Source organism: Mycolicibacterium arabiense (assembly GCF_010731815.2).
Classification (GTDB): Bacteria; Actinomycetota; Actinomycetes; order Mycobacteriales; family Mycobacteriaceae; genus Mycobacterium; species Mycobacterium arabiense.
Genome location: NZ_AP022593.1, coordinates 5,263,501 through 5,282,569 on the forward strand (window position 1 = coordinate 5,263,501; position 19,069 = coordinate 5,282,569).

Sequence of the window (19,069 nt, forward strand, 5' to 3'; positions counted from 1 at the left end):
AATCCATGTGGTCGACCGTCGCTGGGATCGCGCTAATCGCCTTCATCGTCTTAGCCGTCGTGGCCATCTCGACCGTGTTCATCCGCAACTCGCGCGCGAAGGGCTTCCCGACGATCGAGTGGTCGAGTCATTACGACCAAGCCAGGGGCGCAATGCCGCCGATGCCGAGACCCGAGTGGGCTGACGACGTCGAGCCGGACCGGCCGAACACCGACTACCGCTGACCCGCCGCCTCCGCCTGCCTCGCCGCATCGGCCGCAACGCCGTGCATGCCGATACCCGCGAACGCCGCCGAGGCCGCCGACAACCCGGACGCGTCGCGGGCGGTCAGCGCCCGGCCGTAGTCGAGCGCCAGCCGGCCCACCACGCAGTCGACACCCAGGCGGGCGATGCCGTCGCCGGCTCGAACGTCGCCCAGCCGTACCGCATCCAGCAGCGCCCGCAGCGCGACGGCCGACTGTCCGCCCCGCTCGGCGGCACGGGCTGCCTCGCGCGCGGCATCGATCGCGCCGTGCACGTCCCGGCGCGCGGCGGCGGTCCAGGCCTTCGCCAGTGACAGTTCGGGCGCGAAGAGCATCGACTTGAGGCCGTGGCGCGCCTCGGCCCGTGCGAGCATCCGGCCGGCGTCGGCGGTCCGGCCGAGCTGACCGAGGCCGTACGCCAACGACATCCAGGCCAACGGCCCCCACGAGTAGCCCGTCGGGGCCAGCGTCGCGGCAGCGCCCTCCAGCAGACCCACGGCACCGTCGGCATCGCCGCGCCACAGCAACACGTCGGCTACCAGGACTTCGCCGATCGCACGACTCGGCCCGGGATCGGCCGCGCGGACCAGTCCGTCGGCCAACTCCTGCGCCCTGCCCAGATCGCCGCCAAGGACCGCCGCCGTCGTCTGCCCGAACGCACCCGTGAACCGCAGCAGTCCGGGGTGGCCGGCGGCGACGGCGCGCATCGCCAGGTCGTCGACGTCGCCAAACGAACCCATCCGCGCGTGGCACAGGGCTGCCGCCGCGGCCGCCCAGCCGACGGCCTGATCGTCGGCGTCGGGGGAGGCGAGCACCCGACCCGAGATCTCCATCGCCCGCGCTGGGCTGCCGGCGTTCATCGCGAACGTGCCCAGCAGGGCGTCGATCGTCGCACCGGCGGGTGCCGTCGCGACACGGGCGCGGGTGGCGCGCAGGAACGCCGTTGCCCGCTCCGGCTCGTCGAGCATCCAGAACTGGTTGGCCGCGCGCGGCAAGGCCCACGACAGCAGATCGGTCTCGTTCAGCGTCGACGGATCCACCTCGGCGAGCACGGCGTCGGCGTCGCGTCCGCGGCCCTGCCATGCCAGCGCCTGAGCCAGAACGAGCCGCGCGGACAGTGGGTTTCCGTCGGTGAGGGCGGCGCGGCCGAGTTCTTCGGCCGACTCCAGATCGCCACGGTCCAACGCGTCGGATGCCGCGGCGATTCGATCGACCACGGCCGAAGTGTAGGACCGCCCGGCTTCCCGCCGTGGCCGTTCACCGCCCTTGCCCCGGCCGTGTGCGCGGCCGGTAGGTTGCTCTTGTGGCCGACCACTCGAAGACCTGGGCCGTCTGCGTCTACTGCGCGTCCGGACCCCGACATCCCGAACTGCTGGCGCTCGCCACCAGTGTCGGCACCGGCATCGCGACCCGAGGATGGTCTCTGGTGTCCGGCGGCGGCAACGTCTCGGCGATGGGCGCGGTGGCCGACTCGGCGCGGGCCAACGGCGGGCACACCATCGGCGTCATCCCCAAGGCGCTCGTCCACCGCGAGGTGGCCGACGTCAACGCCGACGAACTCGTCGTCACCGACACGATGCGGGAACGCAAGCAGGTGATGGAGGACCGCGCCGACGCCTTCATCGTGCTGCCCGGCGGGATCGGCACGCTCGAGGAGTTCTTCGAGGCGTGGACGGCCGGCTATCTCGGCATGCACGACAAGCCGCTGGTGATGCTCGATCCGTTCGGTCATTACGACGGTCTGCTGGCGTGGCTACGGGGCCTCGCCGACACCGGTTACGTGGGTCCGCGCGCGCTGGATCGGCTCATCGTGGTCGACGACGTCGAGGAAGCGCTGGCCGCGTGCGCACCGGCCGCGTGATCACCGTCACCCCGATCGCTAGGGTGATCACATGAGCGACCAGAACTCGAAGACTCGCAGCAACGTCGGCCTGCTCGACATCGCCCCCCGCCTCCCGGGGCTCCTGATGGATACGCCGGCCATCGTGCGTGGCGCTGTCACCGGCTTCCTCGCACGGCCGTCGGCGAAGACGTCCATCGGCAAGGTGTTCCAGGACCGTGCCGCCAAGTACGGCGACAACGTGTTCATCCGCTTCGGCGACGAGGCGATCACCTACCGCCAGGCCAACGAGACGGTGAACCGCTACGCCGCGGTGCTGGCGTCCCGGGGCGTCGGGCACGGCGACGTCGTCGGCGTGATGCTGCGCAACTCACCGCAATCGGTGCTGATCATGCTGGCCGCCGTGAAGTGTGGTGCCGTCGCCGGGATGCTCAACTACCACCAGCGCGGCAAGGTCCTCGCGCACAGCTTCGGACTGCTCGACGCCCGCGCCGTCATCGCCGAGACGGATCTCATCGAGCCCATCACCGAGTGTGGCGCCGAGCCCAACGGGCTGATGACCGTCGACGACCTGTTGCAGCTCGCCTCCACCGCGCCGACGACCAACCCGGCCGCAACGGCCGCCGTGCAGGCCAAGGACAAGGCGTTCTACATCTTCACCTCCGGCACCACGGGCATGCCGAAGGCCAGCGTGATGACCCACTACCGCTGGCTGCGCGCGCTCGCCGGCTTCGGCGGCCTGGGCATGCGGCTCACCAGTGACGACACGCTCTACTGCTGCCTGCCGCTCTATCACAACAACGCGCTGACGGTGGCGACGTCGTCGGTGCTGAACGCCGGTGCGACGCTCGCGCTCGGCAAGTCGTTCTCTGCGTCGAAGTTCTGGGACGAAGTAATCCATTACGACGCAACGGCTTTCGTGTACATTGGCGAGATCTGCACGTACCTGCTCAACCAGCCGCCAAAGCCCACCGACCGCAAGCATCGCGTCCGGGTGATCGCGGGCAACGGTCTGCGCCCCGCCATCTGGGACGACTTCACCAAGCGCTTCGGCATCAAGCGGGTGTGCGAGTTCTATGCGGCCAGCGAGGGCAACACCGCATTCCTGAACGTCTTCAACATCGACAAGACGACCGGCATCTGCCCGTCGCCGATCGCGTTCGTGGAGTACGACGGCGAGTCCGGCGAACCGCTGCGCGACGACAACGGGCGGGTGAAGAAGGTCAAGTCCGGCCAGCCCGGTCTGCTGCTCTCCAAGGTCAGCAACTTCCAGCCGTTCGACGGGTACACCGACAAGGACGCGACCGAGAAGAAGCTGATTCGCGACGCGTTCAAGGACGGCGACGTCTGGTTCAACACCGGCGACCTCATGCGGTCCCAAGGCTTCGGGCACGCGGCGTTCACCGACCGGCTCGGCGACACCTTCCGGTGGAAGGGCGAGAACGTCGCGACCACCGAGGTGGAGGCCGCCGTCTCCCTCGACCCGCAGATCGAGGAGGCCACGGTGTTCGGCGTCGAGGTGCCCGGTGCGGGTGGCCGCGCGGGCATGGTCGCGATCCAGCTGAAGGACGGCGAGGACTTCGACGGCAAGGCCCTGGCCAAGGCCGCCTACGAGCACCTGCCCGGGTACGCCATCCCGCTGTTCGTCCGCGTCGTCTCCGAACTCGCGCACACCTCGACGTTCAAGAGCCAGAAGGTCGACCTGCGCAAGGAGGGCTACGGCGGCAACTCCGGTGAGGGCGACGAGGACGCCGGCGAGATCGAGGATCCGATCTACGTGCTGGCCGGCCGCGAGGAGGGCTACGTCGAGTACTACGACGACTTCGTCCAGGAAGTCGTCGACGGGAAGCGCCCGAAGAACTAGTCGTCTCTTGCGCCGAACTGGACAGTCACGTCGTGAATCGCCCACGCCAGCGACGTGACTCTCCAGTTCGGCGCAGAGGCCCCAGGCGGAGCCCCCCACGGCGAGCGAGGGCCTGCCCAACCAGCCAGTGGCTAGCCTGGGAGCGTGCAGTACACCTCGACGGGCACGTTCCTGGGACGCCCCGTCGCGGGCGACCGGGCGATGATCATGGCGATCGTCAATCGGACGCCCGACTCCTTCTACGACCGCGGCGCCAACTTCACCGACGAGGCAGCGATGGCCGCCGTCCACCGCGTCATCGCCGAGGGTGCCGACGTCATCGACGTCGGGGGCGTCAAGGCCGGGCCGGGCGAGACCGTCGACGTCGAGGCCGAGGTCGCCCGCGTCGTCCCGTTCATCGAGTGGCTGCGTAGCGCCTACCCCGATCAGCTGATCAGCGTCGACACCTGGCGCGCTGCGGTGGCCAAGCAGGCCTGCGCGGCGGGCGCCGACATCATCAACGACACCTGGGGCGGCGTCGACCCGGGCCTGGCCGAGGTGGCCGCCGAGTTCGGCGCAGGCCTGGTCTGCTCTCACACCGGGGGAGCCGTTCCGCGCACCAGGCCGTTCCGGGTCGAGTACGGGATCACCGAACGTGGGGTGGTCGACGACGTCATCGCCGAGGTGACCGCGGCCGCCGAACGGGCCGTCGCAGCGGGTGTCGCGCGGGACGCGGTGCTCATCGATCCGACCCATGATTTCGGCAAGAACACTCATCACGGTCTTACTTTGTTGCGGCACGTGGAAGACCTTGTAAAAACTGGATGGCCTGTCCTGATGGCGCTGAGCAACAAGGATTTCGTCGGGGAGACTCTGGGCGTGGGATTGACCGAACGCCTGGAGGGCACCCTCGCGGCAACTGCGCTCGCTGCGAACGCGGGCGCCGCGATGTTCCGGGTTCACGAGGTCGGTTCCACTCGACGCGTACTGGAGATGGTGGCGTCGATTCGAGGCGTGCGTACACCGGCGCGGACCGTAAGGGGACTGGCATGAGCTTGACACCTGAACTCACCGATGCCGTCGCGGGTCACCGCTGGCTGTCCGATCACAGTTTCATCCGACCTACGTGGACGGTGAGCGAGCTGGAGGCCGCCAAACGCGGTCGCACGATTTCGGTCGTCCTTCCTGCGCTCAACGAGGAGGAGACGGTCGCTTCGGTGATCGACACCATCAGCCCCCTGCTGGGCGGCCTCGTCGACGAGCTGATCGTGCTGGACTCCGGGTCCACCGACGAGACCGAGATCCGTGCGATCGCCGCCGGTGCTCGCGTGATCAGCCGCGAGACGGCGCTTCCCGAGGTCGCGCCGCAGCCGGGCAAGGGCGAGGTGCTGTGGCGCTCACTGGCCGCGACGACCGGTGACATCGTGGCGTTCGTCGACTCCGACCTGATCGACCCCGACCCCATGTTCGTGCCCAAGCTGCTCGGCCCGCTGCTGACCACCGACGGCGTGCACCTGGTCAAGGGCTTCTACCGCAGGCCGCTGAAGGTGAGCGGCAGCGAGGACGCCAACGGCGGCGGACGCGTCACCGAACTCGTCGCCCGTCCGCTGCTGGCTGCCCTGCGCCCCGAACTCACCTGCCTGCTGCAGCCCCTCGGCGGTGAGTACGCAGGCACGCGTGAGCTGCTGACGGCGCTGCCGTTCGCGCCTGGCTACGGCGTGGAGATCGGCCTGCTCGTCGACGCCTACGACCGGCTGGGACTCGACGCCATCGCGCAGGTGAACCTCGGCGTGCGTACCCACCGCAACCGGCCGTTGACCGAGCTGGCCGCGATGAGCCGGCAGGTGATCGCCACGCTGCTGACCAAGTGCGGCATCCCCGACTCGGGCGTGGGACTCACCCAGTTCTTCGCCGACGGGGACGACTTCGGCTCTCGCACGTCGACGGTGTCACTGGTCGACCGGCCGCCGATGAACACGCTGCGCCCCTGAAACCCCGACCGGGGTCACGCTCGCGTCGGACGACTCAGGCACTATCGATGCCGTGACGCTGATCCTGCTGTATTTGGTCGTCCTGATCCTGGTGGCCGTCGTGCTGTTCGGGCTCGGCACCGTGCTGTTCGGCCGCGGCGAGCGGCTGCCGCCGCTACCCCGTGACACCACGGCGACCGTGCTGCCCGCCTCGGGCGTGACGGGCGCCGACGTCGAGGCCGTCAAGTTCACTCAGGCGCTGCGCGGTTACAAGACCAGCGAGGTCGACTGGGTGCTCGACCGGCTGGGGCAGGAACTCGACCTGGTGCGCGGGGAACTCGACGCGGTCCGGGCAGCGCACGGCATCGGCAGCCCGCAGGACGGCTTCGAGTCCGACGTGCCGGACGTCGACGATCTAGACGGGGCCGACGACCTCGACACGGCCGACGACCCCGACTCCGACGCCGGCCTGCACGCCGCTCGCGCGGGTGGCGAGCACGCCGTCGAGGAGCGATGAGCGCACCGGCCACCGACGACGGCCGCACCCGCTGCGGCTGGGCCGACTTCTCCGGGGACCGCTGGTCCCTGCCCGACTCCGTGCTGTACCGCGAGTATCACGACACGGAGTGGGGCGTCCCACTGCGCGGCACCCGTGACCTCTTCGAGCGCATGTCGCTCGAGGCCTTCCAGAGCGGGCTGTCGTGGCTCATCATCCTGCGCAAGCGGGAGAACTTCCGCCTGGCGTTCGACGGCTTCGACCCCGAGCGGGTCGCGTCCTATACCGAGGTGGACGTCGAGCGGCTGATGGCCGACCCGGGCATCGTGCGCAACCGGGCCAAGGTGGTGGCCACCATCGCCAACGCCAAGGCGGTCGCCGAGCTGGCGAGCCAGGGCGTCGACCTCGGCGAGCTGCTGTGGTCGTTCGCACCGCCGCCGCGCACGCGTCCAGCGACGATGGCCGACGTACCGGCCGTGACGCCCGAGTCCACGGCCATGGCAAGGGAACTCAAGCGGCGAGGCTTCAGGTTCGTCGGTCCTACCACGGCGTACGCGCTCATGCAGGCGACCGGCATGGTGGACGATCACCTGGCATCCTGTTTCGTGCGCAAGGACTCGTGAATGAGGCGTTCAGCCGCCGCGCGAAGGCGCTTCGCCGGGTCTTTGCACACTGAACGGCCGGAATAGGGAACAATGTAGGAAGTTCAGTTGCAGTTCAGAGCCGGGAGCTTCAACGCGTGGGCGGTCCCGGCCCGACCGGTCCGCTACCGCGGGTCGGCACATGCGGAGGAGGCACTCGATGGCGGCGATGAAGCCCCGGACCGGCGACGGTCCACTGGAAGCAACCAAAGAGGGGCGGGGCATCGTGATGCGGGTACCACTGGAAGGTGGTGGACGACTCGTCGTCGAATTGACCCCCGACGAGGCCGCGGCCCTCGGCGACGAACTCAAGGGCGTCACCAGCTAGCAGCTTGGTCGTGACCGGTCGCATCGGCGGCCGGTCACGCTGCTGTGGCTAGGCGGCTGTACTCAAGCGCCGACCGCGCGGTACACGTCGAGTGTCTGCTCGGCGATGCGCGCCCAGGAGAACTCGTCGATGCACCGCTGCCGTCCCGCGCGTCCGTAATTCGCGGCCCGCTCGGGGTCGGCGACCAGGTTGTTGACGGCGTCGGCGAGATCGGCCTCGAACGTCGCGGTGTCGGACTTGTCGTAGTGCACGAGTTCGCCCGTCTCACCCGGCACCACCACCTCGGGGATGCCGCCGACGTCGGAGGCCACCACCGCCGTCGAGCACGCCATGGCCTCGAGGTTGACGATGCCCAGCGGTTCGTACACCGACGGGCACACGAACACCGTTGCCGCGCTGAGGATTTCGCGGATCTTCGGGGTCGGCAACATCTCGCGCACCCAGAACACCCCGGATCGCGCGGCAGCCAGCTCGGTCACGGCGCCGCCCACCTCGGCGGCGATCTCGGGGGTGTCCGGCGCTCCCGCGCACAGCACCAGCTGCACCTCGGGCGAGAACCGGTGGGCGGCCGCGACGAGGTGCGCAACGCCCTTCTGGCGCGTGATGCGCCCGACGAACGCCACGATCGGGCGGCTCGGGTCGACGCCGAGTTCGGCGAGTACTGATCCCTCGGCGGGATACCAGGCGTCGGTGTCGATGCCGTTGCGCACCACGTGTACGCGATTGGCGTCCAGGGCGGGGTAGGTGTCCAGTACGTCGTTGCGCATGCCGGAACTCACCGCAATCACCGCGTCGGCGGCCTCCACGGCGGTGCGCTCCACCCAGGACGACACCTGGTAGCCGCCGCCGAGCTGCTCGGCCTTCCACGGCCGCATCGGCTCGAGCGAGTGTGCGGTCAGGACGTGCGGAACCCCGTACAGCAGCCCCGCGATGTGCCCCGCCATCCCGGCGTACCAGGTGTGGGAGTGCACGACGTCGACGCCCGCCGCGGCGTTGACCATCACGAGGTCGGCCGACAGCGTCGACAGGGCGGGATTGGCCCCTGCGAGCGCGGGATCGGGTTTCGCGACGAACGCGCCGGGCCGATCGGCGCCCATGCAGTGCACGTCGACCTCGCACAGATGTCGCAGCTGCGCGACGAGTTCGGTCACGTGCACGCCGGCTCCGCCATACACCTCGGGCGGATATTCTCTGGTCATCATCGCCACCCGCATGACACTGACGGTAACGGCCGAGCTGTCTCACCGCACCAATTGTCTTGACTTGCAATCCGACAGACTCGCCGCCAATAGTGCGAATGGCTGGCCTCTGCCGGTGGCGGCCGATAGGTTTGTGTCATGAGGGAAGCCCCACACGTCCTCGGCATCGTCCTGGCCGGCGGTGAGGGCAAGCGCCTGTACCCCCTGACCGCGGATCGCGCCAAGCCGGCCGTCCCCTTCGGCGGCGCCTATCGGCTCATCGACTTCGTCCTCTCGAACCTCGTCAACGCGCGGTACCTGAAGATCTGCGTTCTGACGCAATACAAGTCGCATTCGCTGGACAGGCACATCTCGCAGAACTGGCGGCTTTCAGGGCTTGCCGGCGAGTACATCACCCCGGTGCCCGCGCAGCAACGCCTCGGCCCGCGGTGGTACACGGGCTCGGCCGACGCGATCCTCCAGTCCCTGAACCTGGTCTACGACGAGGATCCCGATTACGTCGTCGTGTTCGGCGCCGACCACATCTACCGGATGGACCCGGAGCAGATGCTCCAGTTCCACATCGAGAGCGGCGCGGGAGTCACTGTCGCAGGCATTCGGGTGCCGCGCGCCGAGGCGACTGCGTTCGGGGTCATCGACGCCGACGAGTCGGGCCGCATCCGCGAGTTCCTCGAGAAGCCCGCCGACCCGCCGGGAACCCCCGACGATCCCGAGCAGACGTTCGCGTCCATGGGCAACTACATCTTCAGCACCAAGGTGCTCATCGACGCCATCAAGGCCGACGCCGACGAGGACCGCTCCGATCACGACATGGGCGGCGACATCATCCCGCGTCTGGTCGCCGACGGGAAGGCCGCCGTCTACGACTTCAAGGACAACGAGGTACCGGGGTCCACCGAACGTGACCACGGGTACTGGCGCGACGTCGGGACGCTCGACGCGTTCTACGACGCCCACATGGACCTGGTATCGGTGCACCCGGTCTTCAACCTCTACAACCGCCGCTGGCCGATCATGGGCGAGTCGGCGAACCTCGCGCCCGCGAAGTTCGTCAACGGCGGCTCCGCGCAGGAGTCGGTCGTCGGTGCCGGCAGCATCGTCTCGGCCGCCTCGGTGCGGAATTCGGTGTTGTCGTCCAACGTGGTCGTCGAGGACGGTGCAATCGTGGAGGGGAGCGTGCTGATGCCCGGTGTGCGGATCGGCCGCGGTGCGGTCGTGCGCCACGCCATCCTCGACAAGAACGTCATGGTGGGCCCAGGCGAGATGGTCGGCGTCGACCTGGACAAGGACCGTGACCGGTTCTCCATCAGTGCAGGCGGCGTCGTCGCCGTCGGCAAGGGCGTCTGGGTCTAGTTCGGGGTCGCGGGACGCCTGCGGCTGCGTCGCCGTCTCAGGACGGTGAACGCGGCCCACGCGATGACACCGACGACCACCAGCACCAGAACCGGCAGCAGGATCGCGACGAACACCAGGCCGACGCTCGTCACGTCCTCGACGGTGCTCAACACCGGTGCGGCCATGCCCGCCGTGGACGCGTTCGCGACCGGCCGCACCGCGGTCTTCGTCAGATGCACGACGAGCGCGATCGCAATGCCGAGCACCACCGGTATCCACTGACCCGAGCCGGCGAAGGCGCCGGGATCGGTGACGGCCTCGGTCTGCGCGGCGGTGCCGGACCCGAACACGATGCCCCCGGCGGTCGGCCGCACGAACGTCTGCACGACGTCGTTGACGCTGTCGAGCGCTGGCACCTTGTCGGCGACGACCTCCACGGTCAGCAGCACCGCGACGATCGCCATGACCCAGCCGTTCTCGAGCCAACTCCAGCCCGACGGCAGTGTGACCAGGTCGGTGAACCGCGCCAGCAGACCCAGCGCGAGCAGCGGAATGTAGGCGTTCAGCCCCGCCGCCGTCGCCAGGCCGAACCCGGTCAGCAGTTCCATGGGATCAGTATGCGGCGGGTGACAGTCGTTTCTGGCGGTAAGGTCAGACGATCGTCGGCGACGAATTGAGAGGTCCGACATGAGCGAGATGACACCCGAACTGCAGAGCGAGATCGAAGGCATCCTGCAGACGAGCCAGAAGCGCCACGGGGTCGTCTACCGCGAGATGACCGACGGTCTGGGGCACGAAGAGATGGCTACCCGGCACGGCAAGACGCCGGCCCACATGAAGCGGTTCGTCACCAGCGTCCGGCACATCCTGGACGGGACCATGCCCTCGACGTCGCTGGTGCTGACGAATTCCTACGGCTACCGCGAACTGCTGAACTACCAACCGACACACGACCTCTACGAGCACGTGACGTCGTGGCTCACGCGGCTGCGGCAGGTCAAGCCAGAGGTGAGCTTCGAGCCGCTGGACGGCCACGCCCTCCCCGAGGTCGCGAAGGCCAAGGGCCGGGCCGAGGTGGTCGAGAAGGTGTGCCCGCAGTGCTACATGGTGCACCCCGGCGAGTGCTACTGACCGTCGGTCACGACCCGGTCCGTCGCCCCGGCCGTTCGTGCGGAGGGACTTTCGGAGTGTCCCGGATCGACCGGCGCTTGCCCGCCACGGTCGGCAACCGCCGCCTGCAGCGGGGGCAGATCGGCCGGCCCTCGATGTCGACCGTCCAGTCCTTCCCACCACCGGGGCACGGCTTCTCCGGCGTGGTCACGGCTGGTCGCCGTCCGCGGGTGTCCTGCGATCGACGGAGCGGGCATCGAGTTTCACGCGTCAAGTATGCGACGACCGGCCGTCACCAGACGCCAGGCATGAGACGCTTCCGCACGCGCGACGCGTATTCGGGGTAGCCGGGCAACTCTTGGCGCAGCATCTTCTCCTCGTCGAGGATGCGCGCGGCCAGGACCGGGAGCGCGACCGCCACCACCGCGAGTCCCCACAGCGAGTCCAGCGCCGGTGGCATGCCGACCATCATGATCAGCGCGCCGAGATACATCGGGTGCCGCACCACGCCGTACAGCCCGGTGGACACCAGCGGCTGATCCGCCTCGACGGTGATGGTGGCGGCGGCGTAGGAGTTCTGCACGACGACCAGTTGCGACAGGACGAGGCCGCCCACGACGAGGACGTCGCCGGCGATGATGAGCCACAGCGGGACCGACGACCAGCCGAACCGGTGGTCGAGGGCCGAGACCACCAGCGCGGCGATGACCAGCAGCACGGTCGCCGACATGATGATCCGCTGTGCCGGCCGTGTCTCCGCCGTGGGGCCTGCCTTCATCCTGCGGGCCAGGGCAGCCGGATTGCGAACGGCCAGATAGGCGCTCGGCACCATCGTCGCGGTGAGGAACACCGCGATGAACACCCAGGCCTGCCAATAGTCGACCGTGCCCGCCGGGACGAACAGCGCCACGCCGAAGAACACGACGCTGAACGCCATGGCGGCCACCGTCCGGAGTACGAGTTTCATGGGTTCACACCGCATCCCGGCGCCGGTAGAGCCACCCGGCGACGCCTGCCAGTAGTCCGGCGACGACCGTCATCACGACCAGCGCGACGACGGGCACGTCGGTCGGGACGGTGGTCCGTCCCACGGGCGACAGGTCGATCAGCCACTGTGGCAGGCGCAGCAGCGCGCCCAGGTACAGCGATGCGACGACGAACGTCACTGCGAGCCAACCGATCCACGCATGCCGCAGCGCGACGCCCAGTGCCGCGACACCGGCCAGCACGGCCAGCGCGGGGACGAACGCCACGCCCGCCAGGGTCAGTCGGACCACGTTGCCGGGTTCGCCGAGCGTGATGCCTGCCCCCAGACCGTTGCCGAGGCCGGCGAAGAACATCAGTACCGCAGCGCCGACGATTGCCGAGACGACGGCCGTCAGCAGCCAGCGCCACCGCGAAACCGCCCCTGCGAGAACGGTTTCTCCGAGCCCGGACTGCTCGTCGCCGTACACCCGCAGCACCGCGGACACGACGTAGGCGCTCGCAGCCGCAGCCAGGAACTGCGTCATCGTCGTGTAGACGCCGTCGGTGCCCTGCGCGGCGAGGACCCGGGCCAGCAGTTCGTTGGTCACTGCCGCATCGAGCAGAGACTTCGTCATCGAGCCGAAGGCAAGGCCCGCCGCGAACAGTCCCACCGACCAGCCGATCGTCTGCCCCCGCGCCAGCACCAGGTGCAGGCCGAGCACGCCATGGATCCGGCGCGCGGTGGGACGTTCTCCGCTGGAGGCGACGGTGCCGTCGTCGTACTGGCGCCGTGCCTCGAGTCCTGCCGCGACGGCGACCAGACCGGCGGTGAGGGCGAACAGCAGGGCCAGGGGCCACCACCGGAGTTCGACGAAGGGGCGCATCTGCTGGGCCCAGGCGATCGGGGAGAGCCAGCTGACCGCGCTGCCGGAATTGTCGATCACGTCGCCGATCCCGCGGAGCAGTGCCGCAAGCGCGAGCGTGGCCATCGCCGCCCCGGTCGCGGTGCGGGCCTGCCGCCACATCTGCGCCGTGACGGCGGCGACGGCGCCGAACGCCATGGCCACCGCGGTGACGCCGATGCACATCGCCGCGGTGTCGACGACGTCGAATCCGGTGGCCGACATGGCCGCCGTCATGGTCACGGCCAGCACCACGTTCACCGCTGCGACGACGACGAGCGCTGCGGTGGTGCGGGCGTAGCGTCCGACGACCGACGCGAGGACGAGTTCCGCTGCGCCGCTTTCTTCCTCGGCACGGGTATGGCGGATCACGGTGAGGATGGTGAGGATCGAGGTCGCGACGATCAGCGTGAGCATCAACTCGTTCGCCATCATCGCGCCGAGATCGGTCTCGTTGCCGCCGAACATGGGGCCGCCCAGCATCATCCCGGCAGGGGTCTTGAGCAGGTTGACCCGGGCGAGCCGCGACGCCTCGTCGGGGTAGGCCAGTTCGATGGCATTGGGTGAGTAGGCCATGGTCAGCGTGAGGACCGCGATCCACACCGAGAGTCGAATTCGGTCCCGCCGCAACGCGTGCCGGATGAGGCGCGCCGTGCCGGTCCAGGGTGATCCGGCGGGGGAGGCCTCGTGCCGTCCGTGACGTGTGGCCGTCGACGCGGCCGTCGTCGGCGCGGTCATCGGTCGGCGCCCTGATACTCGCGCAGGAACATGTCCTCGAGCGAGGCCGGTGCGACGGTCAGTTCGTCGATGCCGAGGTCGGTGAGCCGATTCATCGCCCGGTCGAGGTCACCGCGGTCGACCGCGAAGCGCAGCAGGCCGTCGTCGTCCCGAAGGTCGTGCACGTACGGTTCGCCGTCGAGCCCACGTCCGTCGCCGCGGACGCGGGCGGTGACCGTGGTCCGCATCAGGTGGCGCAGTTCTTCGAGCGAGCCGGACCTGACGGTGCGTCCGGCGCGGACGATCGTGACCGTGTCGCAGAGCTTCTCGACCTCCGCCAGGATGTGGCTGGACAGCAGGACGGCGGCGCCCTGGTCGGCGACCTCTCGCACGCACTGCTGGAACGCCTGCTCCATGAGCGGGTCCAGGCCCGACGTCGGCTCGTCGAGGACGAACAGTTTGGCGCGCGTACTGAATGCGGCGACGATCGCCACCTTCTGCCGGTTGCCCTTGGAGTAGGTGCGGGCCTTCTTGTGCGGATCGAGTTCGAAGCGCTCGATCAGTTGGTCACGTCGCTTCTCGTCGACCGCGTCGGTGCCGCGCAGGCCGGCGAGGAAGTCGATGGCCTGCATGCCGGTGAGGTTGGGCCACAACGTGACGTCGCCCGGCACGTAGGCGATCCTGCGGTGCAGGGCCACCGCGTCGTGCCACGGGTCGCCGCCGAGGAGCCGGACCGTTCCGCCGTCGGCGCGCAGCAGCCCGAGCAGCACCCGGATGGTGGTCGACTTGCCCGCCCCGTTCGGTCCGAGGAAGCCGGTGACGTCACCGGGTGCGACGGTGAGGTCGAGTCCGTCGAGCGCGCGTGTTCGACCGAACGACTTGGACAGTCCGCTGATCTCGACCGCGGGTCGATTGACGTTGTCACTCATCATCTTTCTTCTCTCCGGGGATCAAGGGGGAACCCTGCTCGCGCTGAGCGCGGAAGGCGTCGTACATCGTCGCGTCGGCCATCAACCCGTTGGTGTAGATCTCGAGTGCGGGCAGGAGCATGTCCTCGCCGTAGTCGTGCAGGACGGCGCGCAGGTTCGTGGGATCGTCGTGCATCTGCAGATAGAGCAGGAAGCACCCGCCCCCGGCCATGGCCAGGAAGCGCGCGCGGCCCCTCGGGTCCGGGCTCGGCTTGACGGTGCCTGCCCGCACACCCTCTTCGATGTACCGCTCGGCGTTGTCGATCATCCTGCGCCACAGTGCCTTTGCGAGATCGCCGCCGGTCTGCAGACTGCGCATCAGGTACGCCATCATCGGCGCGTAGGCCTCGATCTCGGCGAGCTGGGCGAACCACGTCGCCGGGTCCGAGGTCTGCATCGCCTCGCTCTTGCTGCCGTACACGCTCTCGGCGACGTAGTCGTCGCACGCCTTGCGCAGGCCCTCCTTGGAGCCGAAGTGGTGGATGACGAGGCCCGGGCTCACTCCAGCGGCCGTCGCGATGGCGCGTACGCCGACGGTGAACCCGTCGCGGCCGAACAGGTCGATGGCCGCGTCGCGGATGCGGGCCGTTGCCGTGAAGTCGTCGACTGAACGCACGTTTAGTAGATTAAACGTGCGTTCAGCCGCCGGTCAAGAGTGTGGCACCAAGGGGCTTGGGTGGTGGCCGCGAGCGTGCGTGAACTCGGGTTTCAAGGCGGCGTGTCGCCCGCAGACACGCACGCTCGCCGAAGAAGGGGAGGGCTAGCTGAAGAAGGGGAGAGCTAGTCGCGGGCGGCGGCGAGCAGGCCGTCGCCGAGCGGGATCAGCACCGGGGTGAGGCGCTCGTCCTCGGCGATGAGCCGCGCGGCCTCGCGTACCGCGGCGACCTCCTTGTCGGCGGCGTTCGCGTCACCGGCACGGCCACCGAGGGCCGCGCGGTGCACGACGATCGCCCCACCGGCACGCAGCAGCCGCACGCCCTCGGCGACGAACTGCGGCTGATCGATCGGGTCGGCGTCGATGAACACCAGGTCGTACGAATCGTCGGCCAGGCGCGTGAGCACCTCCTGGGCGCGCCCGCCGATGAGCCGGGTCCGCGACGGCCCGACGCCCGCCTCGGCGAAGGCCTGCTTCGCCAGGCGCTGGTGTTCGGGTTCGACGTCGATGGTCGTGAGCACGCCGTCCTCGCGCATGCCCGCCAGCAACCAGAGGCCGCTGACCCCCGCTCCGGTGCCGACCTCGACGACGGCCTTCGCACCGGCGAGCCGCGCCAGCACGCTCAGTAGCGCCCCGACCGCGGGCGTCACGGCACCCGCTCCGCTGTCGTCGGAGCGCTCCCGCGCGGCAGCGGTGATCGCGTCCTCGGTGATCGACTGTTCGGCGTGAGTGAGAAGCGACTCCGAGCGACTCGGCCGCGTCTGAGCGTCATCGGAGCTGGCCATGCCCGCAGCGTAGAGGCCGACCGATCGGCGGCTCACCCGACACGCCCGTGTGGCGACGCCGAGATGAACGCATTTCGAGGCGGTTTGTGCACTTCGCGGCATGGGTAGCCCGCATTCTCAGGAAAAGTTCAGTTTGCTCATATGCCAACCTCACCAGGGTCGGGAACGGTAAGCCCCATGACACACGGCGCAGTCCCGCAGCACGGCCACGATCGCGGGAATTCTCGCGCCGGGGAAGTCGTTGTTCGGCACGTGGCAAAGACGCCGGACATTGGCGTCCGCAAGAGTGATCTGGAGGATCCGACGACCACCACAAGCACGTCCCCCGTGTTCATGGCTCACCTCGAGCAGGCAGGCGCTGACGCCGGCCAGTCGGGTTGGGTCGAGCCCGCCGACGAGTTGACCGGCACCGCGGTGTTCGACGCGACCGGCGACCAATCCTCGATGCCGTCCTGGGACGAGCTGGTGCGCCAGCACGCAGACCGCGTCTACCGCCTGGCCTACCGGTTGTCCGGCAACCAGCACGACGCCGAGGACCTCACCCAGGAGACCTTCATCCGGGTGTTCCGCTCGGTGCAGAACTACCAGCCGGGCACGTTCGAGGGCTGGCTGCACCGCATCACCACGAACCTGTTCCTGGACATGGTCCGTCGCCGCAGCCGCATCCGCATGGAGGCGCTGCCCGAGGACTACGACCGCGTTCCCGCCGACGACCCGAACCCCGAGCAGATCTACCACGACTCGCGGCTCGGACCGGACCTGCAGGCCGCGCTGGACTCGCTGCCTCCGGAGTTCCGTGCCGCGGTCGTGTTGTGCGACATCGAGGGTCTGAGCTACGAGGAGATCGGCGCCACGCTCGGCGTCAAGCTCGGCACGGTCCGCAGCCGCATCCACCGCGGTCGCCAGGCGCTGCGCGACTACCTCGCCGCGCACTCGAGCGCCGAGGACGGTTACGCCAGTCATCAGGTCCGTTCGGCCTGACCGACCGGGCGCCATCGGGTGCCCGAACGGTGCTGATGGGTGTTTCGCGGCGCCGCTCGCGCTACATTCGAATAGTGCGCGCCGCGCAGTAGCAGCCACTGGAGAGGAGCGTGAGCGATGGCCGACCCGGGGCACGTTTTCCGTCGGGCGTTCTCCTGGCTTCCCACGCAGTTCGCGTCGCAGAGCACCGATCCCGTGGGGCCGCGCCAGTTCGGCTCCACCGAGCACCTGTCGACCGAGGCCATCGCCGCGTTCGTGGACGGCGAGCTGAGCATGAAGGGCCACCTGCGCGCCGCGGGGCACATGTCGCAATGCCCAGAGTGCGCGTCGGCCGTCGACGCCCAGGGGCAGGCGCGCACGGCGTTGCGCGAGTCCCATCCGATCGCCGTCCCGACCGCACTTCTCGGTGCGTTGTCGCAGATCCCGCACAGTCCCCATCCCGACCCGCACCTCGACGACGAGGAGCATGGATTTGCTGACGACGTTCTGCGTGACCGCCGCAAGCGCCGGTAGGCTGGACCCCGAGTACGACCCCTGCGTGCGCCTGCCGATCATCTCGCCGGCGGGCGCCCCGACCGAGAGTGAACACGGGTGACCAATCAGGACCAGTCCGGCAATACCCCCCGCCTGACACCGCGCCCGGTGACCCGTCCGCCGGTCGACCCGGCGGCGACCCGCGCCTTCGGCAGGCCCGCGGGATTCACCGGCTCGTTCCTCGGCGCCGACAAGCAGCAGGACCAGGGGGAGTACGCCCCCAAGAACCAACCGCCGGACCCCGTGCTGGCCGAGGCGTTCGGCAGGCACGGCTCCGGCGAGTCGCTGCAGCGCCACCCCGCCGACACCGGTGCCCTCGAGGCCGAGCGCGACAAGAGCGCCGATACGCCCCCCGACCCGTGGCGTGACCCGTCGGCGGTGCCGTCACTCGGCACGCCTGCGGTCGCCCAGACCGCGCCGACCGCCACGGCTGCGCCCGCGGGCAAGCTCGGCGTGCGCGACGTGCTCTTCGGCCGCCGCGTGTCGTGGACCGCACTGGCGCTGTTGGCCATCTTCGCGCTGGTGATCGGGTTCAGCGGCGGCTGGGTCGGACGCAAGACCGCCGAGGTCGTCGAGGCGTTCACCACCTCCAAGGTCACGCTCGAGACCGACGACAACCCCGAAGGCCCCCCGGGCCGGTTCGCCACCGTCGCCAAGGCCGTCGCCGACTCCGTCGTGACGATCGAGGCCACCAGCAAGAACGAGGGCTCGCAGGGCTCGGGCGTCGTCGTCGACGGCCGCGGCTACATCGTCACCAACAACCACGTGATCTCCGAGGCCGCGAAGAACCCGGCCGACTACAAGCTCACCGTCGTCTTCAACGACGGCAAGGAAGTGCCGGCCAACCTCGTCGGCCGCGACCCCAAGACCGACCTCGCGGTGCTCAAGGTCGACAACGTCGACAACCTCAGCGTGGCCCGGCTCGGCGACTCGGAGAAGATCACCGTCGGCGAGGAGGTCATCGCGGCAGGCGCTCCGCTCGGCCTGCGCAGCACCGTCACCAGCGGCATCATCAGCGCGCTGCACCGTCCGGTGCCACTGTCGGGCGACGGCTCGGACACCGAGACCGTCATCGACGGCGTGCAGACCGACGCATCGATCAACCACGGCAACTCCGGCGGCCCGCTGATCAACATGAACTCCGAGGTCATCGGCATCAACACCGCCGGGAAGTCGTTGTCGGACAGCGCAAGTGGCCTGGGCTTCGCGATCCCGGTCAACGAGGTCAAGGACGTCGTCGACGCCCTGATCAGGGACGGCAAGATCGCCCACCCGTCGCTCGGCCTCACCGCCCGCTCGGTCAGCAACTCCGTCGCCTCCGGTGCGCAGGTCGCCAACGTCACCGTCGGTGGCCCCGCCGAGAAGGCCGGCCTGCTCGAGAACGACGTCGTCGTCAAGGTCGGGGACCGCAAGGTGGCCGACGCCGACGAGATGATCGTCGCGGTGCGTCAGCTCAAGATCGGCCAGGAGTCGCCCATCGAGGTGATGCGCGACGGCCGCCCCGTCACGCTGATGATCACCCCCGGCTCCGACGCAGACCAGCCCGCCCAGTAGCGC

19 protein-coding genes and 2 pseudogenes are annotated in these 19,069 nt (G+C 69.2%); 13 read left to right on the forward strand and 8 right to left on the reverse strand.

Features of this window, described 5'->3' with window-relative positions; all coding sequences use genetic code 11:
• Window positions 1–5 precede the first annotated feature (5 nt).
• Complete coding sequence (locus tag G6N61_RS27080) at window positions 6–224, forward strand: hypothetical protein (protein WP_163923733.1); 219 nt, start codon at window positions 6–8, stop codon at window positions 222–224.
• Here the strand turns inward: G6N61_RS27080 and G6N61_RS27085 are convergent.
• A pseudogene (locus G6N61_RS27085) lies at window positions 215–1,444 on the reverse strand (AAA family ATPase); the annotation flags it as partial. The gene G6N61_RS27080 and the pseudogene G6N61_RS27085 sit on opposite strands and share 10 nt — an antisense overlap.
• 101 nt (window positions 1,445–1,545) lie before the next feature.
• Between G6N61_RS27085 and G6N61_RS27090 the strand changes: the two are divergent.
• From G6N61_RS27090 to G6N61_RS27120, 7 genes and pseudogenes are all read left to right on the forward strand, one after another.
• Window positions 1,546–2,103, forward strand: a complete 558-nt coding sequence (locus G6N61_RS27090) for a cytokinin riboside 5'-monophosphate phosphoribohydrolase (RefSeq protein ID WP_163923739.1) — start codon at window positions 1,546–1,548, stop codon at window positions 2,101–2,103.
• Window positions 2,104–2,134: 31 nt separating this feature from the next.
• Window positions 2,135–3,946 (forward strand): long-chain-acyl-CoA synthetase FadD6, encoded by a 1,812-nt coding sequence (fadD6, locus tag G6N61_RS27095; protein ID WP_163923742.1) that lies wholly within the window; start codon window positions 2,135–2,137, stop codon window positions 3,944–3,946.
• 201 nt (window positions 3,947–4,147) lie between these two features.
• Window positions 4,148–4,978, forward strand: a complete 831-nt coding sequence (gene folP, locus G6N61_RS27100) for a dihydropteroate synthase (RefSeq protein WP_179973722.1) — start codon at window positions 4,148–4,150, stop codon at window positions 4,976–4,978.
• Window positions 4,975–5,916, forward strand: coding sequence for a glucosyl-3-phosphoglycerate synthase (locus G6N61_RS27105; protein WP_163923746.1), 942 nt, complete (start codon window positions 4,975–4,977; stop codon window positions 5,914–5,916). The genes folP and G6N61_RS27105 overlap by 4 nt, the downstream gene beginning before the upstream one ends.
• Window positions 5,917–5,968: 52 nt before the next feature.
• Window positions 5,969–6,334: pseudogene (locus G6N61_RS31020) on the forward strand (DivIVA domain-containing protein); the annotation flags it as partial.
• A gap of 74 nt (window positions 6,335–6,408) precedes the next feature.
• On the forward strand, window positions 6,409–7,014 hold the full coding sequence (locus tag G6N61_RS27115; RefSeq protein ID WP_163923752.1) for a DNA-3-methyladenine glycosylase I: 606 nt from the start codon (window positions 6,409–6,411) through the stop codon (window positions 7,012–7,014).
• Window positions 7,015–7,192: 178 nt separating this feature from the next.
• Entirely contained in the window at window positions 7,193–7,360 is a 168-nt protein-coding gene (locus tag G6N61_RS27120) for a DUF3117 domain-containing protein (protein ID WP_003406247.1), read from the forward strand.
• A 62-nt stretch (window positions 7,361–7,422) separates the two neighbouring features.
• On the opposite strand, the gene glgA is transcribed toward G6N61_RS27120, so the two are convergent.
• Window positions 7,423–8,574, reverse strand: coding sequence for a glycogen synthase (glgA, locus tag G6N61_RS27125; RefSeq protein ID WP_179973529.1), 1,152 nt, complete (start codon window positions 8,572–8,574; stop codon window positions 7,423–7,425).
• Window positions 8,575–8,697: 123 nt separating this feature from the next.
• On the opposite strand from glgA, the gene glgC reads away from it, so the two are divergent.
• A complete protein-coding gene (gene glgC / locus G6N61_RS27130; protein ID WP_163923755.1) occupies window positions 8,698–9,912 on the forward strand; it encodes a glucose-1-phosphate adenylyltransferase in 1,215 nt (404 codons plus the stop codon).
• Here the strand turns inward: glgC and G6N61_RS27135 are convergent.
• Window positions 9,909–10,502 carry a DUF4126 domain-containing protein gene (locus G6N61_RS27135; protein ID WP_163923758.1) on the reverse strand — a complete coding sequence of 198 codons (594 nt, stop codon included), beginning with the start codon at window positions 10,500–10,502 and terminating at the stop codon, window positions 9,909–9,911. The two genes, glgC and G6N61_RS27135, sit on opposite strands and share 4 nt — an antisense overlap.
• A gap of 79 nt (window positions 10,503–10,581) precedes the next feature.
• On the opposite strand from G6N61_RS27135, the gene G6N61_RS27140 reads away from it, so the two are divergent.
• On the forward strand, window positions 10,582–11,025 hold the full coding sequence (locus G6N61_RS27140; RefSeq protein WP_163923761.1) for a hypothetical protein: 444 nt from the start codon (window positions 10,582–10,584) through the stop codon (window positions 11,023–11,025).
• Between the two features lie 271 nt (window positions 11,026–11,296).
• Here G6N61_RS27140 and G6N61_RS27145 read toward each other — a convergent pair whose 3' ends face one another.
• From G6N61_RS27145 to G6N61_RS27165, 5 genes are all read right to left on the reverse strand, one after another.
• Complete coding sequence (locus G6N61_RS27145; protein WP_163923763.1) at window positions 11,297–11,971, reverse strand: methyltransferase family protein; 675 nt, start codon at window positions 11,969–11,971, stop codon at window positions 11,297–11,299.
• Between the two features lie 4 nt (window positions 11,972–11,975).
• Complete coding sequence (locus tag G6N61_RS27150) at window positions 11,976–13,610, reverse strand: ABC transporter permease (protein ID WP_179973530.1); 1,635 nt, start codon at window positions 13,608–13,610, stop codon at window positions 11,976–11,978.
• Window positions 13,607–14,518 carry an ABC transporter ATP-binding protein gene (locus tag G6N61_RS27155; protein WP_163923766.1) on the reverse strand — a complete coding sequence of 304 codons (912 nt, stop codon included), beginning with the start codon at window positions 14,516–14,518 and terminating at the stop codon, window positions 13,607–13,609. Before G6N61_RS27155 ends, G6N61_RS27150 begins: the two co-directional genes overlap by 4 nt.
• Window positions 14,511–15,173: a TetR/AcrR family transcriptional regulator gene (locus G6N61_RS27160; RefSeq protein ID WP_163923769.1), complete on the reverse strand. Its 663-nt coding sequence runs from the start codon at window positions 15,171–15,173 to the stop codon at window positions 14,511–14,513. Before G6N61_RS27160 ends, G6N61_RS27155 begins: the two co-directional genes overlap by 8 nt.
• A gap of 164 nt (window positions 15,174–15,337) precedes the next feature.
• A complete protein-coding gene (locus G6N61_RS27165; RefSeq protein WP_163923773.1) occupies window positions 15,338–15,997 on the reverse strand; it encodes an O-methyltransferase in 660 nt (219 codons plus the stop codon).
• A 177-nt stretch (window positions 15,998–16,174) separates the two neighbouring features.
• Between G6N61_RS27165 and sigE the strand changes: the two genes are divergently transcribed.
• From sigE to htrA, 3 genes are all read left to right on the forward strand, one after another.
• Window positions 16,175–16,978 carry an RNA polymerase sigma factor SigE gene (gene sigE / locus G6N61_RS27170; protein WP_163923776.1) on the forward strand — a complete coding sequence of 268 codons (804 nt, stop codon included), beginning with the start codon at window positions 16,175–16,177 and terminating at the stop codon, window positions 16,976–16,978.
• 117 nt (window positions 16,979–17,095) lie between these two features.
• Window positions 17,096–17,491 carry an anti-sigma E factor RseA gene (gene rseA, locus G6N61_RS27175; protein ID WP_163923779.1) on the forward strand — a complete coding sequence of 132 codons (396 nt, stop codon included), beginning with the start codon at window positions 17,096–17,098 and terminating at the stop codon, window positions 17,489–17,491.
• A 78-nt stretch (window positions 17,492–17,569) separates the two neighbouring features.
• Window positions 17,570–19,066: a serine protease HtrA gene (gene htrA / locus G6N61_RS27180; RefSeq protein ID WP_163923781.1), complete on the forward strand. Its 1,497-nt coding sequence runs from the start codon at window positions 17,570–17,572 to the stop codon at window positions 19,064–19,066.
• Window positions 19,067–19,069 lie beyond the last annotated feature (3 nt).

Excerpts from the sequence above, each read along its gene's own strand:
- G6N61_RS27080 (WP_163923733.1), top strand. The coding sequence starts at position 6 with ATGTGGTCGACCGTCGCTGGGATCGCGCTAATCGCCTTCATCGTCTTA.
- fadD6 (WP_163923742.1), top strand. The coding sequence starts at position 2,135 with ATGAGCGACCAGAACTCGAAGACTCGCAGCAACGTCGGCCTGCTCGAC.
- folP (WP_179973722.1), top strand. The coding sequence starts at position 4,148 with ATGATCATGGCGATCGTCAATCGGACGCCCGACTCCTTCTACGACCGC.
- G6N61_RS27105 (WP_163923746.1), top strand. The coding sequence starts at position 4,975 with ATGAGCTTGACACCTGAACTCACCGATGCCGTCGCGGGTCACCGCTGG.
- G6N61_RS27115 (WP_163923752.1), top strand. The coding sequence starts at position 6,409 with ATGAGCGCACCGGCCACCGACGACGGCCGCACCCGCTGCGGCTGGGCC.
- G6N61_RS27120 (WP_003406247.1), top strand. The coding sequence starts at position 7,193 with ATGGCGGCGATGAAGCCCCGGACCGGCGACGGTCCACTGGAAGCAACC.
- glgA (WP_179973529.1), bottom strand. The coding sequence starts at position 8,574 with ATGCGGGTGGCGATGATGACCAGAGAATATCCGCCCGAGGTGTATGGC.
- glgC (WP_163923755.1), top strand. The coding sequence starts at position 8,698 with ATGAGGGAAGCCCCACACGTCCTCGGCATCGTCCTGGCCGGCGGTGAG.
- G6N61_RS27135 (WP_163923758.1), bottom strand. The coding sequence starts at position 10,502 with ATGGAACTGCTGACCGGGTTCGGCCTGGCGACGGCGGCGGGGCTGAAC.
- G6N61_RS27140 (WP_163923761.1), top strand. The coding sequence starts at position 10,582 with ATGAGCGAGATGACACCCGAACTGCAGAGCGAGATCGAAGGCATCCTG.
- G6N61_RS27145 (WP_163923763.1), bottom strand. The coding sequence starts at position 11,971 with ATGAAACTCGTACTCCGGACGGTGGCCGCCATGGCGTTCAGCGTCGTG.
- G6N61_RS27150 (WP_179973530.1), bottom strand. The coding sequence starts at position 13,610 with ATGACCGCGCCGACGACGGCCGCGTCGACGGCCACACGTCACGGACGG.
- G6N61_RS27155 (WP_163923766.1), bottom strand. The coding sequence starts at position 14,518 with ATGAGTGACAACGTCAATCGACCCGCGGTCGAGATCAGCGGACTGTCC.
- G6N61_RS27165 (WP_163923773.1), bottom strand. The coding sequence starts at position 15,997 with ATGGCCAGCTCCGATGACGCTCAGACGCGGCCGAGTCGCTCGGAGTCG.
- sigE (WP_163923776.1), top strand. The coding sequence starts at position 16,175 with ATGACACACGGCGCAGTCCCGCAGCACGGCCACGATCGCGGGAATTCT.
- rseA (WP_163923779.1), top strand. The coding sequence starts at position 17,096 with ATGGCCGACCCGGGGCACGTTTTCCGTCGGGCGTTCTCCTGGCTTCCC.